Raw genomic sequence first — 22545 nt, forward strand, 5'->3', positions numbered from 1 at the left:
AGTGGCCACTTCGGCAAATATCAGGTCTGATTCATTGTTTTTACATGATTTTCAGAAAGGTAGGGATCGAAGTGAAAGCTAACAACTTTCGCCGTCGTATTATCGCGACGGTACTCGGGGCTTCGCTGCTATGCGGGGTACCCATAGCTCCCACATATGCATCGGCAGAAGATGCGTCGGACTTTAAGTCAATGCTTGATGCACACAATACGAAGTTCAAGGTGTTCTCTGTAGTCCAGGGACAGGAAGCTTATGAATACCGCGGCTTGGGGTCATCTGTGAAAAGCTTGGGGCTCGTCCGTACAGATGGATCTTGGCGGTTCCATGGTTGCCCAGATGACACATGGAGATATTTTGGACTCACTAATTTCGATGCTAATGAGAATGACGGTGTCGGAACTTACGACCGTTTTCAAAAAGCAGTAGAAGATAACCGTGCAGCGTGCGATGCTTCGCTGCAAAGCATCGTCGATACAGCGACTAAACAGCAGTGGAACCGATCGATGGAAGCGCTGGTTGCAGACGAGGCCGCTCTTAGTACTGCAGCGTGAGTACGAGCAGGCAGCGGCGGGGATGACGCAGCCGAGTGCGCGTGCTATCCGATCTGCGCTGAAGTGCTTCACGACACCGCGCTTGCGTGATCCATTGCTTGCTGCGCTGCTTGAGGAGCCACAAGCAGGTCTCAAGTTCGCTGAGCAGGTGATGCGCGCTGTACCGGCTCACTGGCCTGGGATGAGGGCACAGCTTACGGCCACTGTCGCCGTGCTGGCCCAGGCAACCGGCCAGACGGGTCTGGCTGGCGTTGCCGCACACAGGGCCACCGAGATCAGCAGCAAAGAGACGTTCCCGTCGCTGGTGGCGAAGTTAATCGACATTGGCGAGGGCAGTCGTCTCGCAGAAGTGGTTCACGAGGGCGGTGCTCAGGCTCGCGTGCAGTTGTTCGAAAACTAGTACTTCACACCCCGTTGCAGCAGTTGCTGTAGCGGGGTTTTTCTTTTCTACCCACGCCGTGACCAGGGAAGAAGGAAATCTCCACCGAGCAGGGGAGAGGTCTCTAGACAGCAGAGCTGTCTCAAAGAACGGATTGAGAATCAATCCACGACACGGAGGCACGCCATGTACCACTACACCCACGAAGACCTAGAGCTGCTCTACCTCATGTCTGACGGCATGGATGGCGAAGACGCCGATCCGGGTGCCGCACAAGAGCTACGCGACCTGGAAGCAGCAGGGGCACATCTGCCCTGGGCAGTGCTGTAACAGCACTTACAGCAGCAGCAAAGCCGCTGCTCAAACACACAATTGAAAGACAATCACACACTCACTCATATAAGGAGAAATCACAATGTCCAACCCGTTTAACAATGGCACCATCGTTGGCAACGCAGCACGCGAGCCGAAGATCTTTGAGCACGCAAACGGCGGTGCGACGGTGAAGCTCAACGTCTACGCACGTAATACGTTCAAGAACAAGTCCACAGGCAAGGTGGAATCAGAGATTGTCGAACTCACTGGCTACGTGGCTGACGCCAAGAACCTCGGCGTCTTCGGATGCATCGGCGCTGGTGATCGCGTTGCAGTGAGCTACTCGCTGAAGACTGACAACTACACCGATAAGGACGGCAACAAGCACTATCCGCTGGTAGCGCGCATCGACACTGTGCAGCTGATCGACTCCAAGAAGGAGTCTGAGGCACGAGCAGCACGCCGCGAGAACAGCGCAGATAACGCTGCTGCTAATGACTCTGAAGAAGTGCCGTTCTAGTTGCAACAACACCCCGCAGGGAAACCTGCGGGGTTATTTTTTCAGCACAGACCACGCATAACGCCGTCGCCGTCCAGTACGGGAGCGCTGATACTCCTGCTCCAGACGCTCTGTCTCTACACAGTGCATTACATGAGCCATTACATGCGCTGTTTTACTGCACTGTGTACTAGCCATTCCATTACGCACTACGCTGGCGCACTTCAAGTTCATTGAAATCTTCTCAGACATTAGTGGTTCTCCTTCAAGTGAAGAATGCTTTAACTGGCCCCACCTTACCGGCATTCCTCTCAAACTTGGCCTCTGTTCGCTATGAGCGTTGGGGCACAGCGCCTAAGGCGCATACGGAAGCTGGGTTAACATTTACTCATGTCTGTTTCTGAGCTGTCCACCAGTACCCAGAACTATTTGAAAGCTATCTGGGGGCTAAAGGAATGGTCATCCGAGCCCGTTACCGCCACACTTATAGCGAAACAGCTGGGACTCAAGCTCTCCTCGGTCTCCGATGCAGTGCGCAAAATGTCGAAGCAAGGGCTCGTGTCACACACGCCCTATGGCTCTGTGGAGTTAACCGAACTTGGCAGGCAGTACGCATTGGTCATGGTGCGCCGCCACCGATTGCTTGAGTCTTTTTTGGTTCAAGCATTGGATTATACGTGGGACGAGGTCCATGATGAAGCCGAAAATCTTGAACACGCGGTGTCTGACATGCTCATAGAGCGCGTGGATAAGTTCCTCAATTACCCCACTAGGGATCCACACGGCGACCCTATCCCTACGGTTGATGGACAGGTCACTATCCCCAGTGCGCACCGTCTCACCGACAGCGGCGCACAACCGCAGGTGACCGTGGAACGCATTTCTGATTCCGACCCACAACTGCTGGCCTTCCTCAAAGAGCAAGGCATCGTCATTGGGGCTGTTCTTACCACGCGCGAAGGAACGCCCTTTTCAGAATCGCTCGAAGTACAGGTAGCCGACAGTACTCAGTGGGTAGTACTTGGGCGCCCAGCTACGGACGCAGTGTTTGTAGCACACCACAGCCTGTAGTCTTTCCCTTTCTCATTAATCCTGTCCCTACCTGCCCTTTTAAAAACTACGGTGCGGCGTAGTTTGCAACTACGGCTGTACGTAGTTAATCTTTTCGATCATCACCTATCCCACTTATGGCTAAGGCCAGGATGAGCAGGATTGTCATGTCAGACTCACCAGATTTGGTGTACTTTTCTAGCGTTTCTGAAAACACAAAAAGATTCGTCGAACGCTTAGATAGACCCGCAGTGCGCATTCCACTGCGGCCCAAGAAAACCGGAATGATCCAGGTTTCACACCCGTACGTACTCATCGTTCCAACCTACGGCGGTGGCTCGCTCAAACGCGCAGTCCCCAAACAGGTCATCGACTTCCTCAATGACCCAATCAACCGTTCCTTTATCCGGGGCGTGATTACCTCAGGCAATACCAACTTCGGAAGCGCTTACTGCGTCGCCGGCCGCATCATTTCCGCTAAGTGCCACGTTCCAGAGCTGTATCACTTCGAGCTACTCGGCACGCAGAAGGACGTTGCCGCTGTAAAGCAGGGCCTTCACAAGTTTTGGGAGCAGCAAAGCAACTAACAATTACACCCCATTGATTTCCCACAAAATGAAGACCACATCCGCAACACACAGATTGGAAACCACAATGCCGCCACTTAAGGCCACCCCCACACAGCCCATTGGCCCTACGCCCCGCACCGCTTCAGCAGACGATGCCGGCGGTGTCGGTAAGCGCAAGAGCTACCATGCACTCAACGCGCAGCTGAACCTATTCGACGATTCGGGAAGAATCCAGTTCGACAAGGACATTGAGGCAACACAAGACTTTTTAGCGCACCATGTCACTCCCCGCATGCATCAGTTTGAATCCACCAAGCAGCGCTTGGAGTGGTTGGTTGATAACGAATACTACGAGCGGGAATTCCTTGAGCTTTATGATGACGATTTTCTGTGCACTATGTACGACAGAGCCCACCGAGCCAAGCATCAGTTCCGTACTTTCCTCGGCGCATTTAAGTTCTTTACTTCATACGCACTGAAAACCTTTGATGGCTCGCGATTTCTGGAAGGCTACGAAGAACGCGTCGCCACCACAGCTTTGTACCTTGCACAGGGCGATGAAGAGCTTGCGGAGAAGCTGGTGGATGACATCATGACCGGACGCTTCCAGCCCGCCACCCCTACTTTTCTCAACGCAGGAAAAGCCCAGCGTGGCGAAATGGTCTCCTGCTTCCTCCTTCGCATCGAAGACAATTTGGAAAGCATTGGCCGCAGCGTGAACTCTGCACTGCAGCTTTCAAAACGCGGCGGTGGTGTGGCCTTGTTACTGAGCAATCTGCGCGAATCCGGAGCCCCAATCAAAAAGATTGAGAACCAAGCTTCCGGCGTAGTCCCAGTCATGAAAATTCTGGAAGATAGCTTCAGCTATGCCAACCAATTGGGCGCTCGACAGGGCGCTGGAGCCGTCTACCTACATGCGCACCATCCAGATATTCTTCGTTTCCTGGATACCAAGCGGGAAAATGCCGATGAGAAAGTCCGCATTAAGACTCTTTCGCTGGGAGTTGTTATTCCAGATATAACCTTCCAGCTGGCCAAAGAGAACAAGGATATGCATCTTTTTAGCCCGTATGACATCGCTCGCGAGTACGGCGTAGCCATGTCTGACATGTCTATCACCGAGTATTACGACGAGCTGGTTTCCAATCCGCGAATTTCTCATACGACTATCAAGGCCCGCGAGTTTTTCACCACGCTGGCTGAGCTTCAGTTTGAATCTGGATACCCCTACATACTCTTTGAGGATACGGTCAACCGCGCTAATCCCCTCAAAGGACATATCAATATGTCCAATCTGTGTAGTGAGATCCTCCAGGTCAACACGCCATCCACCTACGGCGCCTCAGGTAACTACACCACCGTTGGCCAGGACATTTCCTGCAATCTAGGGTCGCTCAACATCGCTAAAGCTTTTGAATCACCGGACTTTGGGGAAACTGTTGAAACCGCGGTGCGCGCTCTCACGAAGGTCTCAGACCTAACAAATATCGAAGCTGTTCCTTCCATCGCTCACGGTAATGCATCCATGCATGCCATCGGGTTGGGCCAAATGAATCTCCACGGTTTCCTGGCTTCCAAGCGTATTCCTTATGGCTGCGCCGAAGCACTGGACTTTACAAATATCTATTTCCTGACCGTGACCTATCATGCGCTCCGTGCATCCCATGCGCTAGCGGTTGAGAAAGGTCAACGATTCACTGGCTTTGAAGAATCCACCTATGCCACTGGCGTCTACTTCGACAAGTACATCGACCAAGACTGGGCGCCGGCCACTGACCACGTAAAACAGCTATTCCATGAGGCTGGCGTGCAGATTCCTCAACGCGAGGATTGGCTACGGCTCAAGAACCAAGTGATGCAAGACGGCATCTACAACGCCTACTTGCAGGCAGTTCCACCCACTGGATCAATTTCCTACATCAATGACTCCACCGCGTCCATACACCCGATTGCCTCCAAGATTGAAATACGCAAGGAAGGCCGCTTGGGGCGCGTGTACTACCCCGCACCGGAAATGACCAACGACAACTTGGAGTATTTCGATGACTCCTACACCGTGGGGTACAAAAAAATCATCGACACCTACGCTATGGCCACCCAACACGTGGACCAAGGGCTTTCCCTGACTTTGTTCTTCACCGCTGACACCACTACGCGGGACATCAACAAGGCACAAATCTATGCCTGGAAAGCCGGAATCAAGACTTTGTACTACATCCGTTTACGCCAACCTGCACTCCAGGGAACCGAGGTCGAAGGCTGCGTTTCCTGTGCTCTGTAGGAACACGGTCCTTCCTTCATTCACAACCATCCATCAAGAAAGAAAGAAGCTATGTCTTCAACATCAAACACTGCTGAGCTAACCAGCATCTCAGTTACGCCGCCAAGTTACCGGCATGACCCTTCAGCCCGCATCCGCGCCATCAATTGGAATCGGGTGAGCGATGAGAAGGATCTTGAAGTGTGGAACCGCCTCACCGCCAACTTTTGGTTGCCAGAAAAGGTTCCACTTTCAAACGATCTCCCGGCGTGGCAGAGGATGACACCGGAGGAACGCAACCTCACCATGCGGGTGTTCACGGGACTCACCACCCTGGACACCGTCCAGGCCACTGTGGGCGAAATCTGTCAGATCCAAGATGCCCGCACCGAGCACGAGGAGGCCGTGTATACCAACATCGCCTTCATGCAATCAGTCCATGCCCGTTCTTACTCTTCAGTGTTTTCTACTTTGAGCAGTACGAAAGAAATTGATGAGGCATACCGCTGGGCGGTGAATAATGACCTTCTCCAGGCACGCGCCAAAAAAGTGCTCACTCATTATTTTGGACCCGATCCACTCAAGCGCAAAGTGTCATCGACGCTGCTTTCCTCGCTGCTTCTCTACGCGGGTTTCTATCTTCCCCTGCATTTTTCCGTCCACGCCACCCTGACAAATACGGCAGACATGATTCGCCTCATTCTGCGTGACAAGGCAGTGCACGGTTACTACTCAGGCTACAAGTACCAGCGCGGACTGGAAACGTCTGCTCCACAACGGCAACAGGAGATGCATGATTTCACTATTTCCTTGCTCGAAGAGCTTTATGCCCTAGAGCTGGATTATTCCGGCGAGCTATATGAGCCGTTGGGGCTCATGGATGATGTAGCTGTATTCGTTCGCTATAACGCCAATAAGGCGCTCATGAATTTGGGCTACCCGGACTACTTCCCACCTGAAGAAACGGAAGTGAACCCGGAAATCCTCGCTGCCCTAGCACCTGGAGCAGATGAAAACCATGACTTCTTCTCCGGCTCCGGTTCCTCCTATGTCATTGGCACCGCTGAAGAAACGAGTGATGATGACTGGGATTTCTAAACCGTTTCCACGACCAGACCAAGGAAGCTGGCTTGAGACCATCGCGCTGTTTGAAGCCATCCGCGAAGGAAACCAACCAGCAGCCATGCGGCTTTTGGATACGTCCGCCGCACGGGAGGCCGTCCTCGGGGGACTGTTAGGACTCATCGAACTGTACTTCCGCCATGAAGAAGACAAAGTGGATAACTTTCTTACTGCCGCCCACGCCGCCGGGCCACCGCCTGCCTTTGGCTGCAAGCCTTTTCTCCCTTGATCGCACGTACCTACGCCCAACTAAGAAGAAAGGACTTCCTATGACCACCCCACGCATTAGTGTTATCGTCGGCAGCCTGCGCCGCGGCTCATTTGCGCGCAAGATTGCACACGAAGTGCTCACAATGATCCCTGAAAACTACCAGGCAGACATCGTTGAAATCCGTGACTTGCCGCTCTATGACTTCGACTACGATGACCCCTCGGTCACGGACAAGCCCATTCCAGCTGAGTACACCACTTTCCGCGACACCATCAAGAACTCGAGCGGCGTCCTCTTTGTTACCCCGGAAAATAACCGTACTATCCCTGCCTGTCTCAAGAATGCAGTGGACATCGGTTCCAAGCCCAACTCGGATGTGGCTTGGAAGAACCTTCCCGCAGGTATCATCAGTCACTCTGTAGGCCGCATGGGCGGCTACAGTTCACAGAAGAACCTCCGGCTCGCCCTGTCCTACTTCGATATGCCGCTTCCTGGTCAGCCCGAGGTATTCCTTGGCCAATCCCCCACCCTCTTCGAAGACTCCGGCCATCTCAATGAAGGCACCGCAGGCTTTGTCAAAGACTACGTTATACGCTTCCTGCAGTTGGTCGACATGACATTAACAGCCAAGCACAGCTAGCGACGGCGACTAACCCTAGCCACCGCCCTCTACGAAGTACTTGAAGGCTTCTAAAGGGCCTTCTCAAAGACACAAACCCCGGATTCACACTCATCCTTGAGTTACCTGAATCTGAACCCAGGACGCTTCAAAAAACACCGCTCTAATTCTTCGATTTTCGCTGAATTAGAGCGGTTTTAGCGCTGTCGCTGGACACTGACCCTGGCGACATCCTGTTAGGCCGCTACAGGGCCATACAGGGCAGGGGAGACCCCCATCTACGGCTTGCCGCCGTCGGGGGACTCCTTGTCACCGTCGTGGTCGCGCTGTTGCTCCTGCTGGCGGCGCTTAGCGATGCGTTCCAGCGCGCGACGCAGTACTGCAGCGCTTTCCTCCTGAGTACGGTCGATGACGATCTCGCGGTACCGTTGCTTCATCTCTGGGTTGCTGTCAATCTCGACCCGCAAAAAGTCCTGATCAACATGCGAAATCTCCTGCAACGACTGCGTTGCTTCCTCGATGATGATCTTCGCTTCCTGCTCTGCTTCCTCGCGCGTTACTGCAGCGTCACGTGTGGCCTCATCATGTTCTTCACTGCCGAATTCTTCGGCAAGGTCAAGCAGCTCATCTGCCTGAGCTTCAGCGAGACCCAGCGTCTGCTCAGCTTCTTTGCGTGCGTCACTGCGGATCTGCTCGGCTTCTTGCTCGGCCTTTTCGCGTGCTTCGCTGCGGAGCTGTTCAGCTTCCTGCTCTACACGCTTGAGCTTGGCTTCGGCGGCGCTCTCAACCTCCTTGGCACGGTCCAGTAACTCTTCCGCCCGTGCCTCGGCAAGACCCAACTCCTGTTCAGCATCCTTCTGTGCATCATCACGAATCTTTTCGGCGTCCTGCTCGGCCTTCTCGCGTGCTTCTTTGAGTACGCGCTCGGCAACCTCGCGAGCCTGCTGTTCAGCATTTTCCTGCACACGCTGGGCTTCTTCACGGGCCTGCTGCGCCCGTTCGAGTTCTTCTGCAGCTTGCTTGCGGTCTTTCGCTGCAGCATCGACATCTCGCTGTACGGAGCTGTGCTTCCGTTCCACCTCGTCCTCACGGTTCGCAAGGTCGCGCTCCCGGTCCTGCTGTTCGACGTAACGGTCAAGATTCAGCGACTCATTGTGACGTTCAGACACATCTAGCTCTACCGGGTAACCCAACGCGTACATGTGCTCTCGAAGTCCACGCTGCGCGTCGATGAACTTCTGGTTCCCGGAGATTTGTTTGCCCTTCTTCGGGCCAGATATGTACCGCACCGACTCATCAGTGTTGTACGCGATGCCGGGCCGGCAGCGGAGCTTGTCGGGATCAGCCCCCTCTTCGGAGGGGGCTTTTCCTGTTTCCGGCTTAAGGGACATTTTGTGCGTAAACACGGCGTGTCGCGATAAGGGACATTTTGTGTGTGTGTTCAGCTCCGTCCGGCCCACCTTTTTCTCACTCCTAAGCCGGGATTCCACTGATGATCAATGCCGGTATCGAATTCTTTCGGCCCGTCGACCTCTTCCGGTCGACCTCTTCCCGTCGACCTCTTCCGGTCGACCTACTCCGGTTTACCAACGCAGGTCAGCGCAAAATCGGCCAAATAGCACGAAATGGGCCCAAAATGCCGTGACCTGCATTGGTCGACGCTAGGAGGTCGACCGGAACACCCGCTAACTCGATGCGGCCAGAATTGTGCACGTCAAGGGCTTTGCTCGTCCCCTGGCTATTTGCGACCGCCCAACGCACAGGCGGCTGGTTCTAGTTCCTTAGAGTCCTTGATCTCGCTGGGGTTCCTGTGCTGCCCGCAGACTCCATACCACACACCAGACGTCATTCGGTGTTGATTTCTCAAAACGGGCAAATGGAACTGTTTTGAAAACCATATCTGGTTGTTGGCCGAGGCCATCCCGGGAAACCAGATAGACATCTACATACAAAATGTCCCTTACGCCCACATTCGATCTTCGAGCAATAGCGTTGGGAACCGAGACGCGGTCTCCAGCGTCTAAATATAGACAAGCATTCGCAGATGGAGTATCGCCATGATGAAAACAACCACGATTAATGAAGACATTGAGTCAATGAGCAGGGCGCATAACGGACTGTCGCCTCGTGCATGGAGCCTGATTAAGCACCGAACCAAAGAATTGCTCGTATCACATATCGCCGAGTGCGCGGCAACATGGGGAGGAGATGCCAGCAGGGCGGATGCAAGCGGGTGGCAGGTCTTTGGGATTGACCAAGCAGTGCGGCTTTTGGGGGAGGAAACCCTTGGAGCGCAGTTTCAGCGATTGAATGCGTTGACAGAAGGCCTTTCTAGGTACTTGTTGGCCAAGTATTACCAGGTTCCTGCGGGCGTCTATGACGAAGTGACGGATGAACAGATTGATGCTGTCGACGCTCTCCTGGGCACGGGCGATGTTAGGAGCGTTGTAGGCGAGGTCGTTGAGGAAGCGGTTCGTCGTATCCATGTTGTTGAGGTAAAACATGCGCTTGAACAGTTTGTAGCAGGAGAGTCATGAGCGCACATGCTATTGAACAGACCGTGTATCCCGTGTTGCGCGGGACGTATTGCCTCAATGTTGGATTGGACGCTCGCTCGCGGCGAGGACGCAACCAGTTCCAAGCTTGACCGGTCAAACTGAACCGGTGTGCCAGAACGAGTTGCGGTATCGATAACCCCGCTTAGCTGTCCCAGTCCACCGCCCAGGGATCCTCTTCTTCTTGCTGCTCCATCAGCGCGTTGATCGGCTCCGTCAGGTGTTGGTCGATCACCGTCCAGGCGGCTTCGTTCTGGTCCTGCAGGAAGATTCGTTTCATCTCGTCGCTGCTGTCCGGAAGGCTCTGGATGTCCTCCGCCCATCCCGCTAAGCGTTGTGCTCTCCGAGTCCACGACAATAAATCGACCTGTTGGTTCAGCTGCCGCCAAAGTTCCTCGACTGCCTGTGGGCTGTGGTCCTTGCCCAACGTTTTCAGTGCTTCCTCCACGGTAGTTTTCATCACTGCGTCGTTCAGTTCTGCTGGTGTGATCGCTGGCTTGTGGTAGCGCATCATTCCTGCCAGCTTCGTCGCGTCCCCTCCCGTCGCTTCCAAGGCTTTGATCACGAGCTGTCCTACTTGGTATTGCAGAAATTGAAACATTATTCGGTACAGGGATTGATCCTTGTCCTGTTGAATGCCCGGTGTCGAGCGCAGTACGTCGATCGCTTTGCGCTCCAATTCTGTGTGCTCCTGGTTGAGTTGGGACACCATCTTGTACGCGGTCGGCTCGTTCGCGTTCTCCGGATCGGTTATCTTCAGGTACTCCACGATGAGGAAGATCGAGTCGCTGTCGCGATCGACCATCGGAAGATCCCAATCCGACCCTCCCAGGATGTCCGGCACTGGTCGCTTCGGGTAACCGTGAAACCTGATTTGTGGTGTTGTCATCGTTGCTCCCTTCTACTTTCGGCAATGCTATAAAGGCATGCCGACATGACGGCATGGAGTTATGCTGGCGAGACGGCATGCTGACATTCTGTGTTTGAGTCAGCGCTGGTTAGAGGGTGTCCCGGCGTATTTTCTCTCGCAAAGATTTGCGATTTTTCTTTATACTGTCAGGGACTGCTTCGGTGAGGATTTCCGTCATCGGGAAGTTTTCTCTGGCTTGTTCGCTAATACGAATTGTTAATTTCTTCTCACGGTCGGCTGGTTTCATTCCGGTTTCAGTAGCAGTGGTTGATTACCCGTGGTTGCGGAAGACGCATAGGTGGAGAGCGTCGTGCTACCCGTCGCTGACAACCCCCTCCGAGAGGGGAGCAGCTCGCAAGGTATGGTGGCGACCATGAATCACGCCACGTCCGAGTCCCCGGCTGCGCACGCTTCAGCACGTGCGGGTCACGATCCAATGATCCGGGTGCGTGATGCGCACCTGCATAACCTGAAGCACATCGACGTTGATCTGCCTCGGGATACCCTCGTGGCGGTCACCGGTGTGTCGGGCTCGGGAAAGTCCAGCCTGGCGTTCGGCACCATCCATGGGGAAGCGCAGCGTCGCTACCTGGAATCTGTTTCGCCGTTTGCGCGTCGTCTGATCGGTGGCGCGGTCAACCCGCGGGTTGGGTCGGTCGCGGGTCTGCCGCCGACGGTGGCGTTGCAGCAGTCCACCACCCTGGGTGGGGCACGATCTTCTGTGGGAACGATCTCGAATATGTCGAATAGTATCCGGCTGCTCTTTTCCCGCTCTGGCAGCTACCCGGACGGTATGCGTGAGCGGCTGGAATACGGCAGGCTCGATTCCGACGCTTTCTCGCCCAACACCACCGCTGGTATGTGCCCCGAGTGCCAGGGGACCGGTACTGTGCACCGGCCGACGGAAGCGTCGATGGTGCCGGATCCCAGCCTGTCCATCTGGGACGGCGCGATCGCAGCGTGGCCGGGGGCGTGGTTAGGGAAGAACTTCCGGGACATCCTGGGCACCCTCGGCTACCCGCTCGACGTCCCGTGGCGGGATATTCCGCAGGAGGACCGCGACTGGATCCTGTTTACGGACGAGCAGCCGGTGGTCACCGTCCACCCGGTGCGGGATGAGAACGCTGTGCATGGTTCCTATAAAGGCAAGTGGCGTTCGGTTGCCACGTACCTCACGGACACGTTGGCGGAGACGGAGTCGGATAAGAACCGTCGTCGGGTGCTGTCCTTCATGCATTCATCGACGTGCCCGACGTGCCAGGGCCGCGGTTTCCAGCCGGATACCTTGCAGGTCACCTACGCCAGCTACGCCATCGACGAGTTCAACGACTTGGCGTTGAAGGACGTGCTGGCTGTGCTGGAGGATCGCCTGGAGCGCCTGGAGGGCATCACGGAGCAGCAGTGGAACGAGCACGACGAGGCCGAAGAGCTGCTGCTGGATCAGGTGCTGCCCACGGTGCGGGCGGCGAATGAGCTGGGACTGGGGCACTTAAGCCTTTCCCGTCCGGCGCGGACCTTGTCCGCGGGCGAGCACCAGCGACTGCGGCTGGCCTCCCAGCTGAACTCGAGCCTGTTCGGTACGACCTACGTGTTGGATGAGCCCTCGGCTGGCCTGCACGTGGTGGAGCGCAAGGCGATCTCTGAGCTGCTCCAGCGCTTCATCGACGCTGGTAATTCGGTACTGCTGGTGGAGCACGACATGTCGCTCGTGGCGGGGTGCGATTGGATCGTGGATATCGGCCCGCGTGCAGGGGAGCGCGGCGGGGAGCTGGTGTTCTCCGGGCCTATTGACCAGTTCCGCGCCAACGCCGAACAGCTAGGTTCGCCCACCGCGACCGCGCTCAACGAGGCCTTCCCCAAGCTGACGGACACCCCTGCAGGCACCGGTGACTCCATCAGCCTGCGCGGCGTGCACGCACGCGCCTTCGACGGCACCGACGTGGACTTCCCGCTAGGAGCACTCACTGCAGTCACGGGCGTATCCGGTTCCGGCAAGTCCACCCTGGTCATCGGGGTGCTGGCGGACGTGGTGTCCCGCTCTGCCAAGCAGGTGGTCGGCGCCGACGAGGCCTCGGGAGAGGATGCGGATGCCGAACTCACTGCAAACTCCGACGACTCCCGGGATTTCCGGGTGGACAACGTAGAGGGCGTCGAGAAGATTCGTCGGCTGGTGCACATCACTCAGAAGCCGATTGGGCGCACGGTACGCTCCACCGTCGCGACGTACACGGGGCTGTTCGATCACGTCCGCAAGCTCTTCGCCGCGACCCCAGAGGCCAAGCGGCGGGGCATGTCGGTGTCGGACTTTTCCTATAACACGACGAAGGGCCGCTGCCCGGAGTGCGACGGTGCGGGCAGCATCGAGGTCGAGCTGGTGTTCCTGCCGGGCACGTACACCACCTGCCCGGCCTGCCACGGCAAGCGCTACAAACCGGAGATCCTTGAGGTGCAGTGGAACGGCCGCAGCATCGCCGACATCTTGGCCCTGACCGTGGACGAGGCGCTGGAGGTCTTCGCCGAGGAGCCGAAGGTGCTGCGCTCTGTCGAATTCCTGCACGCGCTCGGCCTGGGTTATCTGCGGCTGGGGCAGGGGTCCCCGGAGCTTTCGGGCGGGGAGGCGCAGCGCATCAAGCTGGCCTCCGAGATGCAGCGTGGCTCTAGCCGCAAGCACAGCCTGTACCTCCTGGACGAGCCGACGACGGGGCTGCACCCGGCGGATGTTGATCTGTTGCTTGCCCAGCTGCGCCGCCTTGTCGACGACGGCGCCACAGTGGTCGTCGTCGAGCACGACCTGCGGGTGGTCGCGCAGGCCGACCACATTATCGACGTCGGCCCAGGCGCCGGGGACGAAGGTGGCCAGATCTTGGCCACCGGGACGCCGGCGGTAGTCGCCCAGCAGGGGACGGAGCCGGATTCGCGCTCGGTGACGGCCCAGGTGCTGGCCGAACGGGCTGGGTTGCGCTGAGGGGGAGCATCCAGCGTCCTGCTGGAACGCGGTGATGCTCGACGCGGATACGCTTCTGGGTCTGCTTATCGAGTTTGCGTAGTTCCTTCGCAGCAGAAGATTTGAAGGTGATGCGATAAGGGGCGTTTGACATAGCGGAGCTTTACGCGAACCCGAGTTCCTTTTTGAGGTCCTCGAACGAGATTTCCTCGCTCTCTTGCCGAGCAATTTCGGCAGCGCGGATGTCTTCCAGGTCCTCGAGAGCTTCGACAGCGCGAGCAAAAAAAGAAGGAGAGACGACGACTGCGCGAGCGCGGCTGCCACGGCTGGTGATAACAACAGGTGTGCGCTGCGCTTCTTCTAATAGTTGGCTCTGGGAATTGCGAAATTCGCTGGACGTCACTGATTTTATTTCCATATCGTAAATGTACATCTTGTACATATCAGTTGGCAGCGATATTTCACAGGTTGTTCCGATTCGGGCTTGTGGTCAAAAGGCGCTGTAGCGCGATTGATCTGCAGGGTTTTGCTCGTGTCGAGGTGCTTAAGGAGTGCGATGCAGGTCGCGCATTTTCGCCCAGCCCGGCCGATTTTTGACGACCAGCGTCGCACTCCTTAAGCACCTCGACCGGAACAGGTTGGTGTTTGCTCGAGTTTCCCGTCAATGGGGATCGCGTGGCATCGTGCCGTAGGGCGACGGCTGAAGCCAGACGTGATTTGGAGACCCCACCTCAAGCGGAACCACGGCCGATAGGCAGCCAGATCCCGTTCAGGTGACACAGGGAACCGAAGGTCGGGCACAATGAAAGTTGTGGCGTCACCCCTAAAAGAAGAATTAGGAGAGAAACATGATCCTTGTGGTGCTCGGTGCTGCGGTCGCGCTGTTCAGTGCTTTATTCATCGTGATAATTGGGTTCCTAATTCAATTCTTCCTAGACCCCTTTTCGGTGAAGCGAAAAGTGCTTTCTCCATACCGTTTCTTAGTGGTGATGGTTTTGATAGCACCCGTTTATCTCGTATACGACGTGCGAAATGATGCGATGTGTAACGTCATGTCCAACTATGCGGGCAGCGGGAACTTTAGCTATGCGTTCAGCGCGTACTTAATTACCGCAGTCATCATCAGCGTCCTTTGGCGCATCATTGGGTACTACTTCAGCGAAGAGCGGGAGCAGGGTGGCAAAAACAACTAGGGCAGACGAGTTTCAGTACAAATTTTGATGAGCGGAAGACGCTGAGGCCTCTACTAGCATGGCGCCGGTAGAGGCTTTTGCGGTTAGCCAAAGGTCAGCGAATAGAGCTTCACACCAGCTGAAGGCCGAATCCGCAGCACTCCTTCCATAGGTGTGTCGCTTTTCACGAGGTCGAGGGTGCCGTCGGAAACATCAAAGGTCCGGTGGGTGCCGTCCGGGTACTCCACTTCTACTTCGCCCTTGCCCGACACGACCAGCTGCACCCACGCAGCATAGACGTTGATGTCCATGTGCCCGCCGTCCGTCTCGACGGATTCTGGCCCCAACGTCCACTTCCCGGACAGTGCGTACATGTATCGTTCCGGCGCGGGCTGTTCGCTGAAGTCGTGCGGGCCGTCTGTGTAGCCCTGTTGGGTTGTGTATTTCGCGCGTGCCGTACCCAGGTAGGTCTCTGGGTTGCGGTCTTTCGTGCCAGACTCATTACTTTGCTTTTCGACGACCTCCGGCAGCACCACGTCAGGATTCGTCTCTCGCAGCAACTCGCGGATGAGTTGTTCTGTCTCTGCGTAAGAACCTTCACCTTCCACGATCTGACGGACATTGCCGTGTTGATCAATGAGGTACCGCGCCGGCCAGTAGCGGTTGTTGAAGTTCTGCCAGGTGGCAAACGAATTATCTTGCGCTACCGGGTAGTGGATACCTTCCTTTTCTACGGCGGCTTTCACGTTGTCCAGATCATGTTCGAAGCCGTACTCGGGGGAGTGGATCCCGACGACGGTGAGGCCGGCGTCACGGTAGGCGTCGTAAAGCTTGGTGATATGCTCGCCGGCTCGCTGGCAGTTGATGCAGGCGTAGGCCCAGAAGTCGACGAGCATCACTCCGCCATCATGCGGGCTTGGTGGTTGGTCGGTGTTGATCCAGTTCTCGAGCTCTGCAAACTCCGGGGCAGGGCCGCAGTCGAGGAGAGAGGTGGGGTCGGATCGTCGGCAAGTGTTGAGCTCGCCTGTGCCCAACGCATTGGTAGCGAAGTCTGAGTTTTCAAAACGTTGTGACAAGCCCGCTGTCCAATTCGGAAGTGAGCGCTGAATCGCTGCCGGTGCATTGAGTGCGAGAGCAAGCGTGAATACGAGTACCACGACGCCGATTGAGCGGCGGTGGCGCTGCATCACATCGACTTTCTCCCCGATCTTGTTGCCGGCAAGTGCGAAGATGAACAGGGGTAGTGCGGAGCCCAGCGCGAACGCTACGGTGAGCAGCACCGTATTCCAACCAATTTCACCTGTACTGCCCGCCACCGTCACAGCGGCCAGTACTGGCCCCGCACATGGCACGTACACTGCTCCGAGCGCCAACCCGATTACAAAACCACCTTTGTTCTTCGCATTCTGCTGGAGTTGGTATGGGCGTGGGATGGCGTCGAAAGGCTTCTGCACGACCTCCCCGATTTTCGGAAAAATCATGCCCAAACCCACCAAGCACAACAGCGCGATACCCGTCCACCTCAGCACTGACGGCGGCAAATGAAGCGCACTGAGCAACAGGGACCCCAGCAACGCGATCACCGCGAAGCTTATGGTGAGACCCGCAACTACATGCGATGGTCTGCGCCCGACACTGACCCCGAGCACCACCGGCAACACCGGCAAAATGCACGGTGACAGCGCTGTGATCACCCCTCCGATGAATCCAACAAGAACAACACTGAACATCTCGAACGTCCTTACTTCATTACGTTTTCCTGACATCCAGAACTACGGAGCACCCCACATTTTCGGATTGCTCCAATCCGTCGCTGTGGGCGGCTCCGTAGTACTTGATAACGGGCCAGAAAACTGCGCCCGTGATACCGACACAACGAAGGAGACACCATGTCTATCAACCGCACCATCACCACCGTCAGCGCTATCGCCATCGCCGCGACCGGGCTCGTTGCCTGCAACGACACCGACAACAAGATGGACGACAAAATGGACAGCTCCATGACCCCGACCTCCTCCGCGATGATGAGCGAGGACAAGATGGCACCGTCCAGCGCGATGATGAGCAAGGACAAGATGGCACCATCCAGCGCCATGATGAGCGAGGACAAGATGATGGAAGAGTCCAAGTAACTCGTGCTGCAAGTGCTAGATTTGAAGCCTGTGGAACTAGGCAGTCTGTTAGATGGCGTGCGCGCAGGTAACAAGTCCGCCTTCGCCGATCTTTACGACGCTCTGGCGCCCCAGGTTCTTGGTCTAGCCACACATATTTTGCGCGACCACGCCCAGGCGGAAGAGGTCACGCAAGAGGTGTTCGTCGAGGTGTGGCAGAAAGCCCATACGTTCGACCCGGCTCGTGGCAACGCGAAGTCGTGGATTCTTCGAATGACAAAATCGCGGTCCATCGACCGGCTGAGGAGCTGGCGCAGCGCCCAGGCGCGCGACGAGGAAGAATTCAAGAGGCAGCTCACAACTTGGGTTGCGCCCGCAGAAGATGAGGCGCAACTCAGGCTAGAGTCGCAGGAGCTTCAACAACTCATTGATTCGATTGGGGAACCCCATCGCAGTGCGCTCATGTTGGCGTACTTTGGGGAGTGCACCCACCAAGAAATTGCTGATGCGACAGGTGTTGCGCTCGGCACCGCTAAGACGCGCGTGCGCGATGGTCTGAAAAAGTTGCGCAAGGCCGTGACATTGAAAGGAGGCCTGTGATGGATAAGGATTTCGAGGATCTTTTTAATTCTGCAGCCTTGCCAGTTGCGCCACCGCCGGAGCTCAAAAGCGCGATCATGGCGCGTATTGACGAAACGGAGCAGGTCACCGATCTCTCCTCGGCCAGAGGCAAGCAGCCGAGTCGCCGCCTCTTCGCGGTGGCAGCCGCAGTGCTCCTTGTGGCCGGTTCTGGGGTCGTGGTTACTCAGTTCAGCAACAACGATGCGTCAGAGTCCATAACAGCGCAGGGCATTGACGAGATGCATGCAGTGATGGGTGCTGAAGATGCCCGCCAGGGCCAGGTCGATGCTATGGGGGCAACCCTCGACATCGTGCTCAGTTCCGACATGGGCAAGGGCGGCGCCATGGTCAACGGTCAACCTGCGCTGGCCCATGGCATGGGGGCTCAAGTGTGGGCCGTTATGGACGACGGTGCGATGAAATCTGCCGGAGTCATCGGTCAAGAACCCCATGATGACGTGTGGATGCCGTTGCCCGGCGACACCACCTCTGTTCTTGTAACTGAAGAAGTCGCCGCGGGCGCCGAACAGCCTTCGGGTGCGGTGCTGGCGAAAGTGAAGCTTTAGCCGCAAAAGGGGAGTGGAGCACGCACGGCCTGCAGGTTAAGCATGAGCGCGGGGTGTGCTTGCTTTTCGACGTTCGTCCGCTCGCATGTCGCGGTGTGTGCGTTGCCATTGACTACCGGTCTTGAGTTACGCTCGTGGTTCGGATACTGAACTCGTGAATTATCTTGTGGCGCGGAGCTAGCTTTTTTGAGCGAAGCAGCAAGAAAGCAGTATTAACCGAACTTAGTCTGGTTGGCACAGGGAAGCTCAAATGGATAAACGACAATTAGCATCACGCATCTGGGAATCTGCGAACACCATGCGTTCCAAAATCGAAGCGCAAGAGTACAAGGACTACATTCTCGGCTTCATCTTCTATAAGTTCCTCTCCGATCAGGTTGAGCAACTCATGTACTCCAATGACGTGGAACCCAACGAGCTTGCCGAAGTGCTCGTCGAAGATGATGCTGAGACTGTCGAGTTCGTGCAGAATCGCTTGGGCTACTTCATCTCGTACAACAACCTCCACTCGACATGGCGCGCTGCAGGCAGCGACTTCAATGTCGCTGATGTGCGTGATGCACTAGCGGCGTTTGACCGTCTTATCCTGCCGAGCCGTGCTCATGTGTTCAACGACATCTTCCGCACGCTTGAGACGGGACTGTCGAAGCTAGGCGCGAACGCCACGTCGCAGACCAAGGCCATTAAGGAACTGCTCGACCTGATTCATGACATCCCTACGGACGGCGCCCAGAGTTACGACGTACTTGGGTACGTCTACGAGTACTTGATCTCGAAGTTTGCAGCGAACGCCGGCAAGAAAGCCGGCGAGTTCTACACCCCGCACGAGGTCTCTGAGGTGATGAGCCGCATCGTCGCCGCACACACTCAAGACCGTGAGACCCTCACCATTTACGACCCGACCTCTGGTTCTGGCTCGCTGCTGCTGAATATCGGTCAGGCTGTCGCACGTCATATGGGGGATCCTGATGCGATTAAGTACTACGCCCAAGAGATCAAGGAAAACACCTTCAACCTCACGCGCATGAACTTGGTCATGCGAGGGGTCAAGGCAGACAACATTGTCGCCCGCAACGGCGACAGCCTGAAGCATGACTGGCCGATGTTCGACGAGTCTGACCCAGAGAACACTTATGATCCGTTGTTTGTTGATGCTGTTGTGTCGAACCCTCCGTATTCACAGAAGTGGGAGCCAGAGGGGATGGACGCCGATCCACGCTTTACCCAGTACGGTCTGGCACCGCAGAACAAGGCAGACTTCGCCTTCTTGCTCCACGAGCTGTTCCACATCAAGCCGGACGGCATCATGACCATCGTTCTGCCGCACGGTGTACTTTTCCGTGGTGGGGCAGAAGAGATCATCCGTACACGTCTTATCGAGGCCAATAACATCGATACGATCATCGGCCTGCCGGGGTCGATCTTCTACGGCACCGGCATTCCGACCATCATTATGGTGTTGAAGAAGCAGCGCAGGCACGATGATGTGCTGTTTATCGATGCATCCCAGGGCTTTATCAAAGACGGTAAGAACAACCTGCTGCGCGCACGTGACATCGAGCGAATCGTTGATACTGTTCAAGCTCGCCGCGACGTCGAGCACTTCGCTCGTGTTGTATCTCGCGATGAGATCCGCGCTAACGACTACAACCTCAATATCCCGCGCTACGTCTCTGCGACGCTGCCACCGGAGTCCGTAGACTTCTTCGCCACCGTCAACGGTGGTATTCCGGTCAGCGAGATCGACGCTGTTGCCGACTACTGGGACGTGCTGCCGGGCCTGCGTGAGGCACTCTTCGATGAAGATGCCAATGGTTATGCAACCATCCGCCCTGACGATATTCGCGAAACGGTCTTAGAGCACAGTGCTGCTCAAGCGCTGGCAGACACATTGAACGCGTCACTGGATGGGTTTGCTGAGTCCTTGGAAACAGCCCTGATCGATAACGCGATGGCTGTTCCAGTCAGCACCGCCGAGGATGGGATCAAGGCTGACCTGTTCGCGCGTCTGGCCCCGGTGCCTCTGGTCAATGAGTACCAGGGCTATCAGTTACTGCATGAGAAGTGGCTCACCATTGCCAACGACCTGACGATCCTGCAGACCGAGGGCTGGGATGCAATGCGTGTGATTGACCCTGTCATGGAGTGGAAGACGAAGAACAAGAAGAAGGAAGAAGTCCAAACGGGCTGGGAAGGTCGTGTAGCGACTTTCGAGGTCATCCGTGACCTGTACTTGCCTGAACTCCGTGACCAGGTAGATGACCTCACTGCTGAGCGCGACAGCGTTGATGCTGAACTCACAGCCCTGATCGAAGGCCTGAGCGAAGACGACAAGACTGATCTGGCTGATGTGCTCAACGCCAAGGAAACTGGTTTCTTGAAGGGTGAACTCAAGAAGGCGGTAAAGAACCTAACTAACGACCAGCAGTGGCCCGAGAGCAGTGTTGAGGCCATTCAGATTAACGCAAAGCAGCTCATCGACCGCTTGGACCAGGTGAAAACCCAGCTCAAGGAGTCCACCGAAGAGCTAGAGGCTAAGACTCACGAGACTGTTGAAAACCTTACCGACGATCAGGTCGTAGAGGTGCTCTCGGCAAAGTGGGTTGCAGCGCTTATAGCGCAGCTTTCACTACTGCCGACGCTTGCGTTGCGTGAACTCGCTGACCAGGTGCAGCGCTTGCAGGATAAGTACGTCACGCCGCTAACTGCGTTGGATACGCAGATCGCTACCACTGAGCGCAGCCTGCTTGCATCGCTGGACCAGCTCACTGGCTCAGGTGCGGATATGCAGGCTGTTGCAGCCCTGAAGCAGATGCTGGGCGATGGTCAGCGTGACTAAGAAACACATACCGGCGCTGCGGTTTGATGGGTTCTCGAATCCTTGGGTACTTCGCCACCTGGCGGAGTTTGAAATCACCACAGGCCCATTCGGAAGCACCCTTCACGCCGAAGACTACGTTGAACACGGCACTCCAATTGTGACCACAGAGCATTTCAAATCCGGGATGCTCCCGTTGACTGGTCAAGGGGTTCCCCAGGTGAGCGACGATGATCGGTGCCGACTAAAAGTGTACTGGCTGCAGACAGACGATATCGTGTTTTCGCGTGTAGGCTCTGTGGACATTAATGCGCGTGTAACCGAACTGCAGAATGGTTGGCTCTTCTCAGGACGTGTTCTTCGGTTACGCCCAGATACAACCTGTGATGCTGAATTTCTGCACTCAGTTCTAGAAACAGACCCGGTTCGAGGTGCTATTCGCAAGCGGGCGGTCGGCATGTCGATGCCTTCAATCAACACCGCAATCTTGGCAAATACGTCCTTCTATCAGCCTCCCACTCTCGAAGAACAGCGCGCCATTGGTGAACTCTTCGCTGATCTTGACACACTTATCGAGCAACACCGCACCAAGCACGCGAACCTGCAGCAGACCAAGACTGCGCTCCTACAGCGCATGTTCCCGCAAGACGAGGCTGATGAACCAGAGCTGCGGCTTAATGGGTTCAGCGCGGCGTGGGACGAGGTGCGAATACAGAATGTCTCTGACGTTCTTGTCGGTAACCCGTTCCAAAGCTCTAGCTTTGTGGATGACGGCATTAGATTAGTTCGAGGGATGAACGTCAAGAGAGGCTGGCTTGATTTCGATCAAAGCCTGACCGTTTTTTGGCCCTCGATTCGTGGCGTGGAAACCTTCCTCCTCGATCAGAACGACATCCTTTTGCAAATGGATGGTGCCTTAATCGGTAAGAGTTTTGCGATGGTGTCAAAAACGGATCTTCCAGCGCTCCTTGTACAACGCGTCGCCCGCGTGCGAGCACACCATAATGTTGACCCGAAGTTTTTGTACCAGTGGTTTGCAAAGGATTTCTTCGGGTATATCAGAAGCGTGAAGACAGAAACCGCTGTCCCTCACCTTTCTGCGCTAGACATCCTGTCGTTCCGCGTCAAAATCCCTCCTAGTCTCGAAGAACAGCGTGCTATCGGTGAGGTGTTCGCTGATCTCGATGCGCTTATCGCAGCTGAGAGCCGCTACATCACGCAACTGACGCAGGCCAAGACTGCGCTGCTGCAGCGCATGTTCGTCTAAGGAGTG

Annotated in this window: 23 protein-coding genes; 18 read left to right on the plus strand and 5 right to left on the minus strand. The window is 56.0% G+C overall.

All coding sequences use genetic code 11. The features are described 5' to 3' along the window. The first annotated feature begins 44 nt into the window (after positions 1 to 44). From BQ4436_RS12035 to BQ4436_RS06500, 10 genes are all read left to right on the plus strand, one after another. Positions 45 to 551, plus strand: a complete 507-nt coding sequence (locus BQ4436_RS12035) for a hypothetical protein (RefSeq protein ID WP_143000836.1) — start codon at positions 45 to 47, stop codon at positions 549 to 551. Next, complete coding sequence (locus BQ4436_RS06470; protein WP_255366143.1) at positions 517 to 951, plus strand: hypothetical protein; 435 nt, start codon at positions 517 to 519, stop codon at positions 949 to 951. The genes BQ4436_RS12035 and BQ4436_RS06470 overlap by 35 nt, the downstream gene beginning before the upstream one ends. Positions 952 to 1116: 165 nt before the next feature. Then, positions 1117 to 1260 carry a hypothetical protein gene (locus BQ4436_RS12240; RefSeq protein WP_165482993.1) on the plus strand — a complete coding sequence of 48 codons (144 nt, stop codon included), beginning with the start codon at positions 1117 to 1119 and terminating at the stop codon, positions 1258 to 1260. Between the two features lie 85 nt (positions 1261 to 1345). Next, on the plus strand, positions 1346 to 1765 hold the full coding sequence (locus tag BQ4436_RS06475) for a single-stranded DNA-binding protein (RefSeq protein WP_070362918.1): 420 nt from the start codon (positions 1346 to 1348) through the stop codon (positions 1763 to 1765). A gap of 369 nt (positions 1766 to 2134) precedes the next feature. Next, complete coding sequence (locus BQ4436_RS12575; protein ID WP_022862719.1) at positions 2135 to 2815, plus strand: metal-dependent transcriptional regulator; 681 nt, start codon at positions 2135 to 2137, stop codon at positions 2813 to 2815. Between the two features lie 116 nt (positions 2816 to 2931). Then, positions 2932 to 3381, plus strand: a complete 450-nt coding sequence (nrdI, locus tag BQ4436_RS06485) for a class Ib ribonucleoside-diphosphate reductase assembly flavoprotein NrdI (protein ID WP_052093126.1) — start codon at positions 2932 to 2934, stop codon at positions 3379 to 3381. Between the two features lie 67 nt (positions 3382 to 3448). Next, positions 3449 to 5644 carry a class 1b ribonucleoside-diphosphate reductase subunit alpha gene (nrdE, locus tag BQ4436_RS06490; RefSeq protein WP_052205721.1) on the plus strand — a complete coding sequence of 732 codons (2196 nt, stop codon included), beginning with the start codon at positions 3449 to 3451 and terminating at the stop codon, positions 5642 to 5644. A 51-nt stretch (positions 5645 to 5695) separates the two neighbouring features. After that, a complete protein-coding gene (nrdF, locus tag BQ4436_RS06495; RefSeq protein ID WP_034666259.1) occupies positions 5696 to 6721 on the plus strand; it encodes a class 1b ribonucleoside-diphosphate reductase subunit beta in 1026 nt (341 codons plus the stop codon). Next, positions 6702 to 6974, plus strand: a complete 273-nt coding sequence (locus tag BQ4436_RS12040) for a hypothetical protein (RefSeq protein ID WP_133065267.1) — start codon at positions 6702 to 6704, stop codon at positions 6972 to 6974. The genes nrdF and BQ4436_RS12040 overlap by 20 nt, the downstream gene beginning before the upstream one ends. A 40-nt stretch (positions 6975 to 7014) precedes the next feature. Continuing rightward, positions 7015 to 7596 (plus strand): NADPH-dependent FMN reductase, encoded by a 582-nt coding sequence (locus tag BQ4436_RS06500; protein ID WP_022862715.1) that lies wholly within the window; start codon positions 7015 to 7017, stop codon positions 7594 to 7596. A 257-nt stretch (positions 7597 to 7853) separates the two neighbouring features. Here the strand turns inward: BQ4436_RS06500 and BQ4436_RS06505 are convergent, their stop codons facing one another. Continuing rightward, positions 7854 to 8966: a coiled-coil domain-containing protein gene (locus tag BQ4436_RS06505; protein WP_070478496.1), complete on the minus strand. Its 1113-nt coding sequence runs from the start codon at positions 8964 to 8966 to the stop codon at positions 7854 to 7856. 666 nt (positions 8967 to 9632) lie between these two features. On the opposite strand from BQ4436_RS06505, the gene BQ4436_RS06510 reads away from it, so the two are divergent. Next, positions 9633 to 10112, plus strand: coding sequence for a hypothetical protein (locus BQ4436_RS06510; RefSeq protein ID WP_070478498.1), 480 nt, complete (start codon positions 9633 to 9635; stop codon positions 10110 to 10112). A gap of 163 nt (positions 10113 to 10275) precedes the next feature. On the opposite strand, the gene BQ4436_RS06515 is transcribed toward BQ4436_RS06510, so the two are convergent. Together BQ4436_RS06515 and BQ4436_RS12245 are read right to left on the minus strand one after the other, a co-directional pair. Next, entirely contained in the window at positions 10276 to 11019 is a 744-nt protein-coding gene (locus tag BQ4436_RS06515) for a hypothetical protein (RefSeq protein WP_070975951.1), read from the minus strand. A 109-nt stretch (positions 11020 to 11128) separates the two neighbouring features. Then, positions 11129 to 11287: a hypothetical protein gene (locus BQ4436_RS12245; RefSeq protein ID WP_176754821.1), complete on the minus strand. Its 159-nt coding sequence runs from the start codon at positions 11285 to 11287 to the stop codon at positions 11129 to 11131. 126 nt (positions 11288 to 11413) lie between these two features. Between BQ4436_RS12245 and BQ4436_RS06520 the strand changes: the two genes are divergently transcribed. Further along, entirely contained in the window at positions 11414 to 14005 is a 2592-nt protein-coding gene (locus BQ4436_RS06520) for an excinuclease ABC subunit UvrA (RefSeq protein WP_083329481.1), read from the plus strand. Positions 14006 to 14147: 142 nt separating this feature from the next. On the opposite strand, the gene BQ4436_RS06525 is transcribed toward BQ4436_RS06520, so the two are convergent. Then, on the minus strand, positions 14148 to 14417 hold the full coding sequence (locus BQ4436_RS06525; protein WP_255366144.1) for a type II toxin-antitoxin system Phd/YefM family antitoxin: 270 nt from the start codon (positions 14415 to 14417) through the stop codon (positions 14148 to 14150). 415 nt (positions 14418 to 14832) lie between these two features. Between BQ4436_RS06525 and BQ4436_RS06530 the strand changes: the two genes are divergently transcribed. Further along, positions 14833 to 15177 carry a hypothetical protein gene (locus BQ4436_RS06530; protein WP_070975953.1) on the plus strand — a complete coding sequence of 115 codons (345 nt, stop codon included), beginning with the start codon at positions 14833 to 14835 and terminating at the stop codon, positions 15175 to 15177. Between the two features lie 83 nt (positions 15178 to 15260). Here the strand turns inward: BQ4436_RS06530 and BQ4436_RS06535 are convergent, their stop codons facing one another. Continuing rightward, entirely contained in the window at positions 15261 to 16886 is a 1626-nt protein-coding gene (locus BQ4436_RS06535) for a cytochrome c biogenesis protein CcdA (RefSeq protein ID WP_070975955.1), read from the minus strand. Positions 16887 to 17045: 159 nt separating this feature from the next. Between BQ4436_RS06535 and BQ4436_RS06540 the strand changes: the two genes are divergently transcribed. From BQ4436_RS06540 to BQ4436_RS06560, 5 genes are all read left to right on the plus strand, one after another. Next, positions 17046 to 17288 carry a hypothetical protein gene (locus BQ4436_RS06540; RefSeq protein ID WP_255366145.1) on the plus strand — a complete coding sequence of 81 codons (243 nt, stop codon included), beginning with the start codon at positions 17046 to 17048 and terminating at the stop codon, positions 17286 to 17288. 30 nt (positions 17289 to 17318) lie between these two features. Next, the gene (locus tag BQ4436_RS06545; RefSeq protein ID WP_070976066.1) at positions 17319 to 17867 is read left to right on the plus strand and encodes a sigma-70 family RNA polymerase sigma factor; all 549 of its coding nucleotides are present in this window, start codon (positions 17319 to 17321) and stop codon (positions 17865 to 17867) included. Next, a complete protein-coding gene (locus tag BQ4436_RS06550) occupies positions 17867 to 18454 on the plus strand; it encodes an anti-sigma factor (RefSeq protein ID WP_070975956.1) in 588 nt (195 codons plus the stop codon). The genes BQ4436_RS06545 and BQ4436_RS06550 overlap by 1 nt, the downstream gene beginning before the upstream one ends. A gap of 250 nt (positions 18455 to 18704) precedes the next feature. Continuing rightward, on the plus strand, positions 18705 to 21293 hold the full coding sequence (locus BQ4436_RS06555; RefSeq protein WP_070975958.1) for a type I restriction-modification system subunit M: 2589 nt from the start codon (positions 18705 to 18707) through the stop codon (positions 21291 to 21293). Next, positions 21286 to 22539, plus strand: coding sequence for a restriction endonuclease subunit S (locus BQ4436_RS06560; RefSeq protein ID WP_176754822.1), 1254 nt, complete (start codon positions 21286 to 21288; stop codon positions 22537 to 22539). The genes BQ4436_RS06555 and BQ4436_RS06560 overlap by 8 nt, the downstream gene beginning before the upstream one ends. Positions 22540 to 22545: the final 6 nt, after the last annotated feature.

Origin of the sequence: Corynebacterium sp. MC3, from assembly GCF_900099485.1 — a bacterium.
GTDB lineage: Bacteria > Actinomycetota > Actinomycetes > Mycobacteriales > Mycobacteriaceae > Corynebacterium > Corynebacterium pseudogenitalium.

Excerpts from the sequence above, each read along its gene's own strand:
- BQ4436_RS06520 (WP_083329481.1), top strand. The coding sequence starts at position 11,414 with ATGAATCACGCCACGTCCGAGTCCCCGGCTGCGCACGCTTCAGCACGT.
- BQ4436_RS12040 (WP_133065267.1), top strand. The coding sequence starts at position 6,702 with ATGATGACTGGGATTTCTAAACCGTTTCCACGACCAGACCAAGGAAGC.
- BQ4436_RS12240 (WP_165482993.1), top strand. The coding sequence starts at position 1,117 with ATGTACCACTACACCCACGAAGACCTAGAGCTGCTCTACCTCATGTCT.
- BQ4436_RS06500 (WP_022862715.1), top strand. The coding sequence starts at position 7,015 with ATGACCACCCCACGCATTAGTGTTATCGTCGGCAGCCTGCGCCGCGGC.
- BQ4436_RS06510 (WP_070478498.1), top strand. The coding sequence starts at position 9,633 with ATGATGAAAACAACCACGATTAATGAAGACATTGAGTCAATGAGCAGG.
- BQ4436_RS06515 (WP_070975951.1), bottom strand. The coding sequence starts at position 11,019 with ATGACAACACCACAAATCAGGTTTCACGGTTACCCGAAGCGACCAGTG.
- nrdF (WP_034666259.1), top strand. The coding sequence starts at position 5,696 with ATGTCTTCAACATCAAACACTGCTGAGCTAACCAGCATCTCAGTTACG.
- BQ4436_RS12575 (WP_022862719.1), top strand. The coding sequence starts at position 2,135 with ATGTCTGTTTCTGAGCTGTCCACCAGTACCCAGAACTATTTGAAAGCT.
- BQ4436_RS12245 (WP_176754821.1), bottom strand. The coding sequence starts at position 11,287 with ATGAAACCAGCCGACCGTGAGAAGAAATTAACAATTCGTATTAGCGAA.
- nrdE (WP_052205721.1), top strand. The coding sequence starts at position 3,449 with ATGCCGCCACTTAAGGCCACCCCCACACAGCCCATTGGCCCTACGCCC.
- BQ4436_RS06525 (WP_255366144.1), bottom strand. The coding sequence starts at position 14,417 with ATGTACATTTACGATATGGAAATAAAATCAGTGACGTCCAGCGAATTT.
- nrdI (WP_052093126.1), top strand. The coding sequence starts at position 2,932 with ATGGCTAAGGCCAGGATGAGCAGGATTGTCATGTCAGACTCACCAGAT.
- BQ4436_RS06540 (WP_255366145.1), top strand. The coding sequence starts at position 17,046 with ATGTCTATCAACCGCACCATCACCACCGTCAGCGCTATCGCCATCGCC.
- BQ4436_RS06555 (WP_070975958.1), top strand. The coding sequence starts at position 18,705 with ATGGATAAACGACAATTAGCATCACGCATCTGGGAATCTGCGAACACC.
- BQ4436_RS06530 (WP_070975953.1), top strand. The coding sequence starts at position 14,833 with ATGATCCTTGTGGTGCTCGGTGCTGCGGTCGCGCTGTTCAGTGCTTTA.
- BQ4436_RS06550 (WP_070975956.1), top strand. The coding sequence starts at position 17,867 with ATGGATAAGGATTTCGAGGATCTTTTTAATTCTGCAGCCTTGCCAGTT.
- BQ4436_RS06475 (WP_070362918.1), top strand. The coding sequence starts at position 1,346 with ATGTCCAACCCGTTTAACAATGGCACCATCGTTGGCAACGCAGCACGC.
- BQ4436_RS06535 (WP_070975955.1), bottom strand. The coding sequence starts at position 16,886 with ATGTTCAGTGTTGTTCTTGTTGGATTCATCGGAGGGGTGATCACAGCG.
- BQ4436_RS12035 (WP_143000836.1), top strand. The coding sequence starts at position 45 with ATGATTTTCAGAAAGGTAGGGATCGAAGTGAAAGCTAACAACTTTCGC.
- BQ4436_RS06505 (WP_070478496.1), bottom strand. The coding sequence starts at position 8,966 with ATGTCCCTTAAGCCGGAAACAGGAAAAGCCCCCTCCGAAGAGGGGGCT.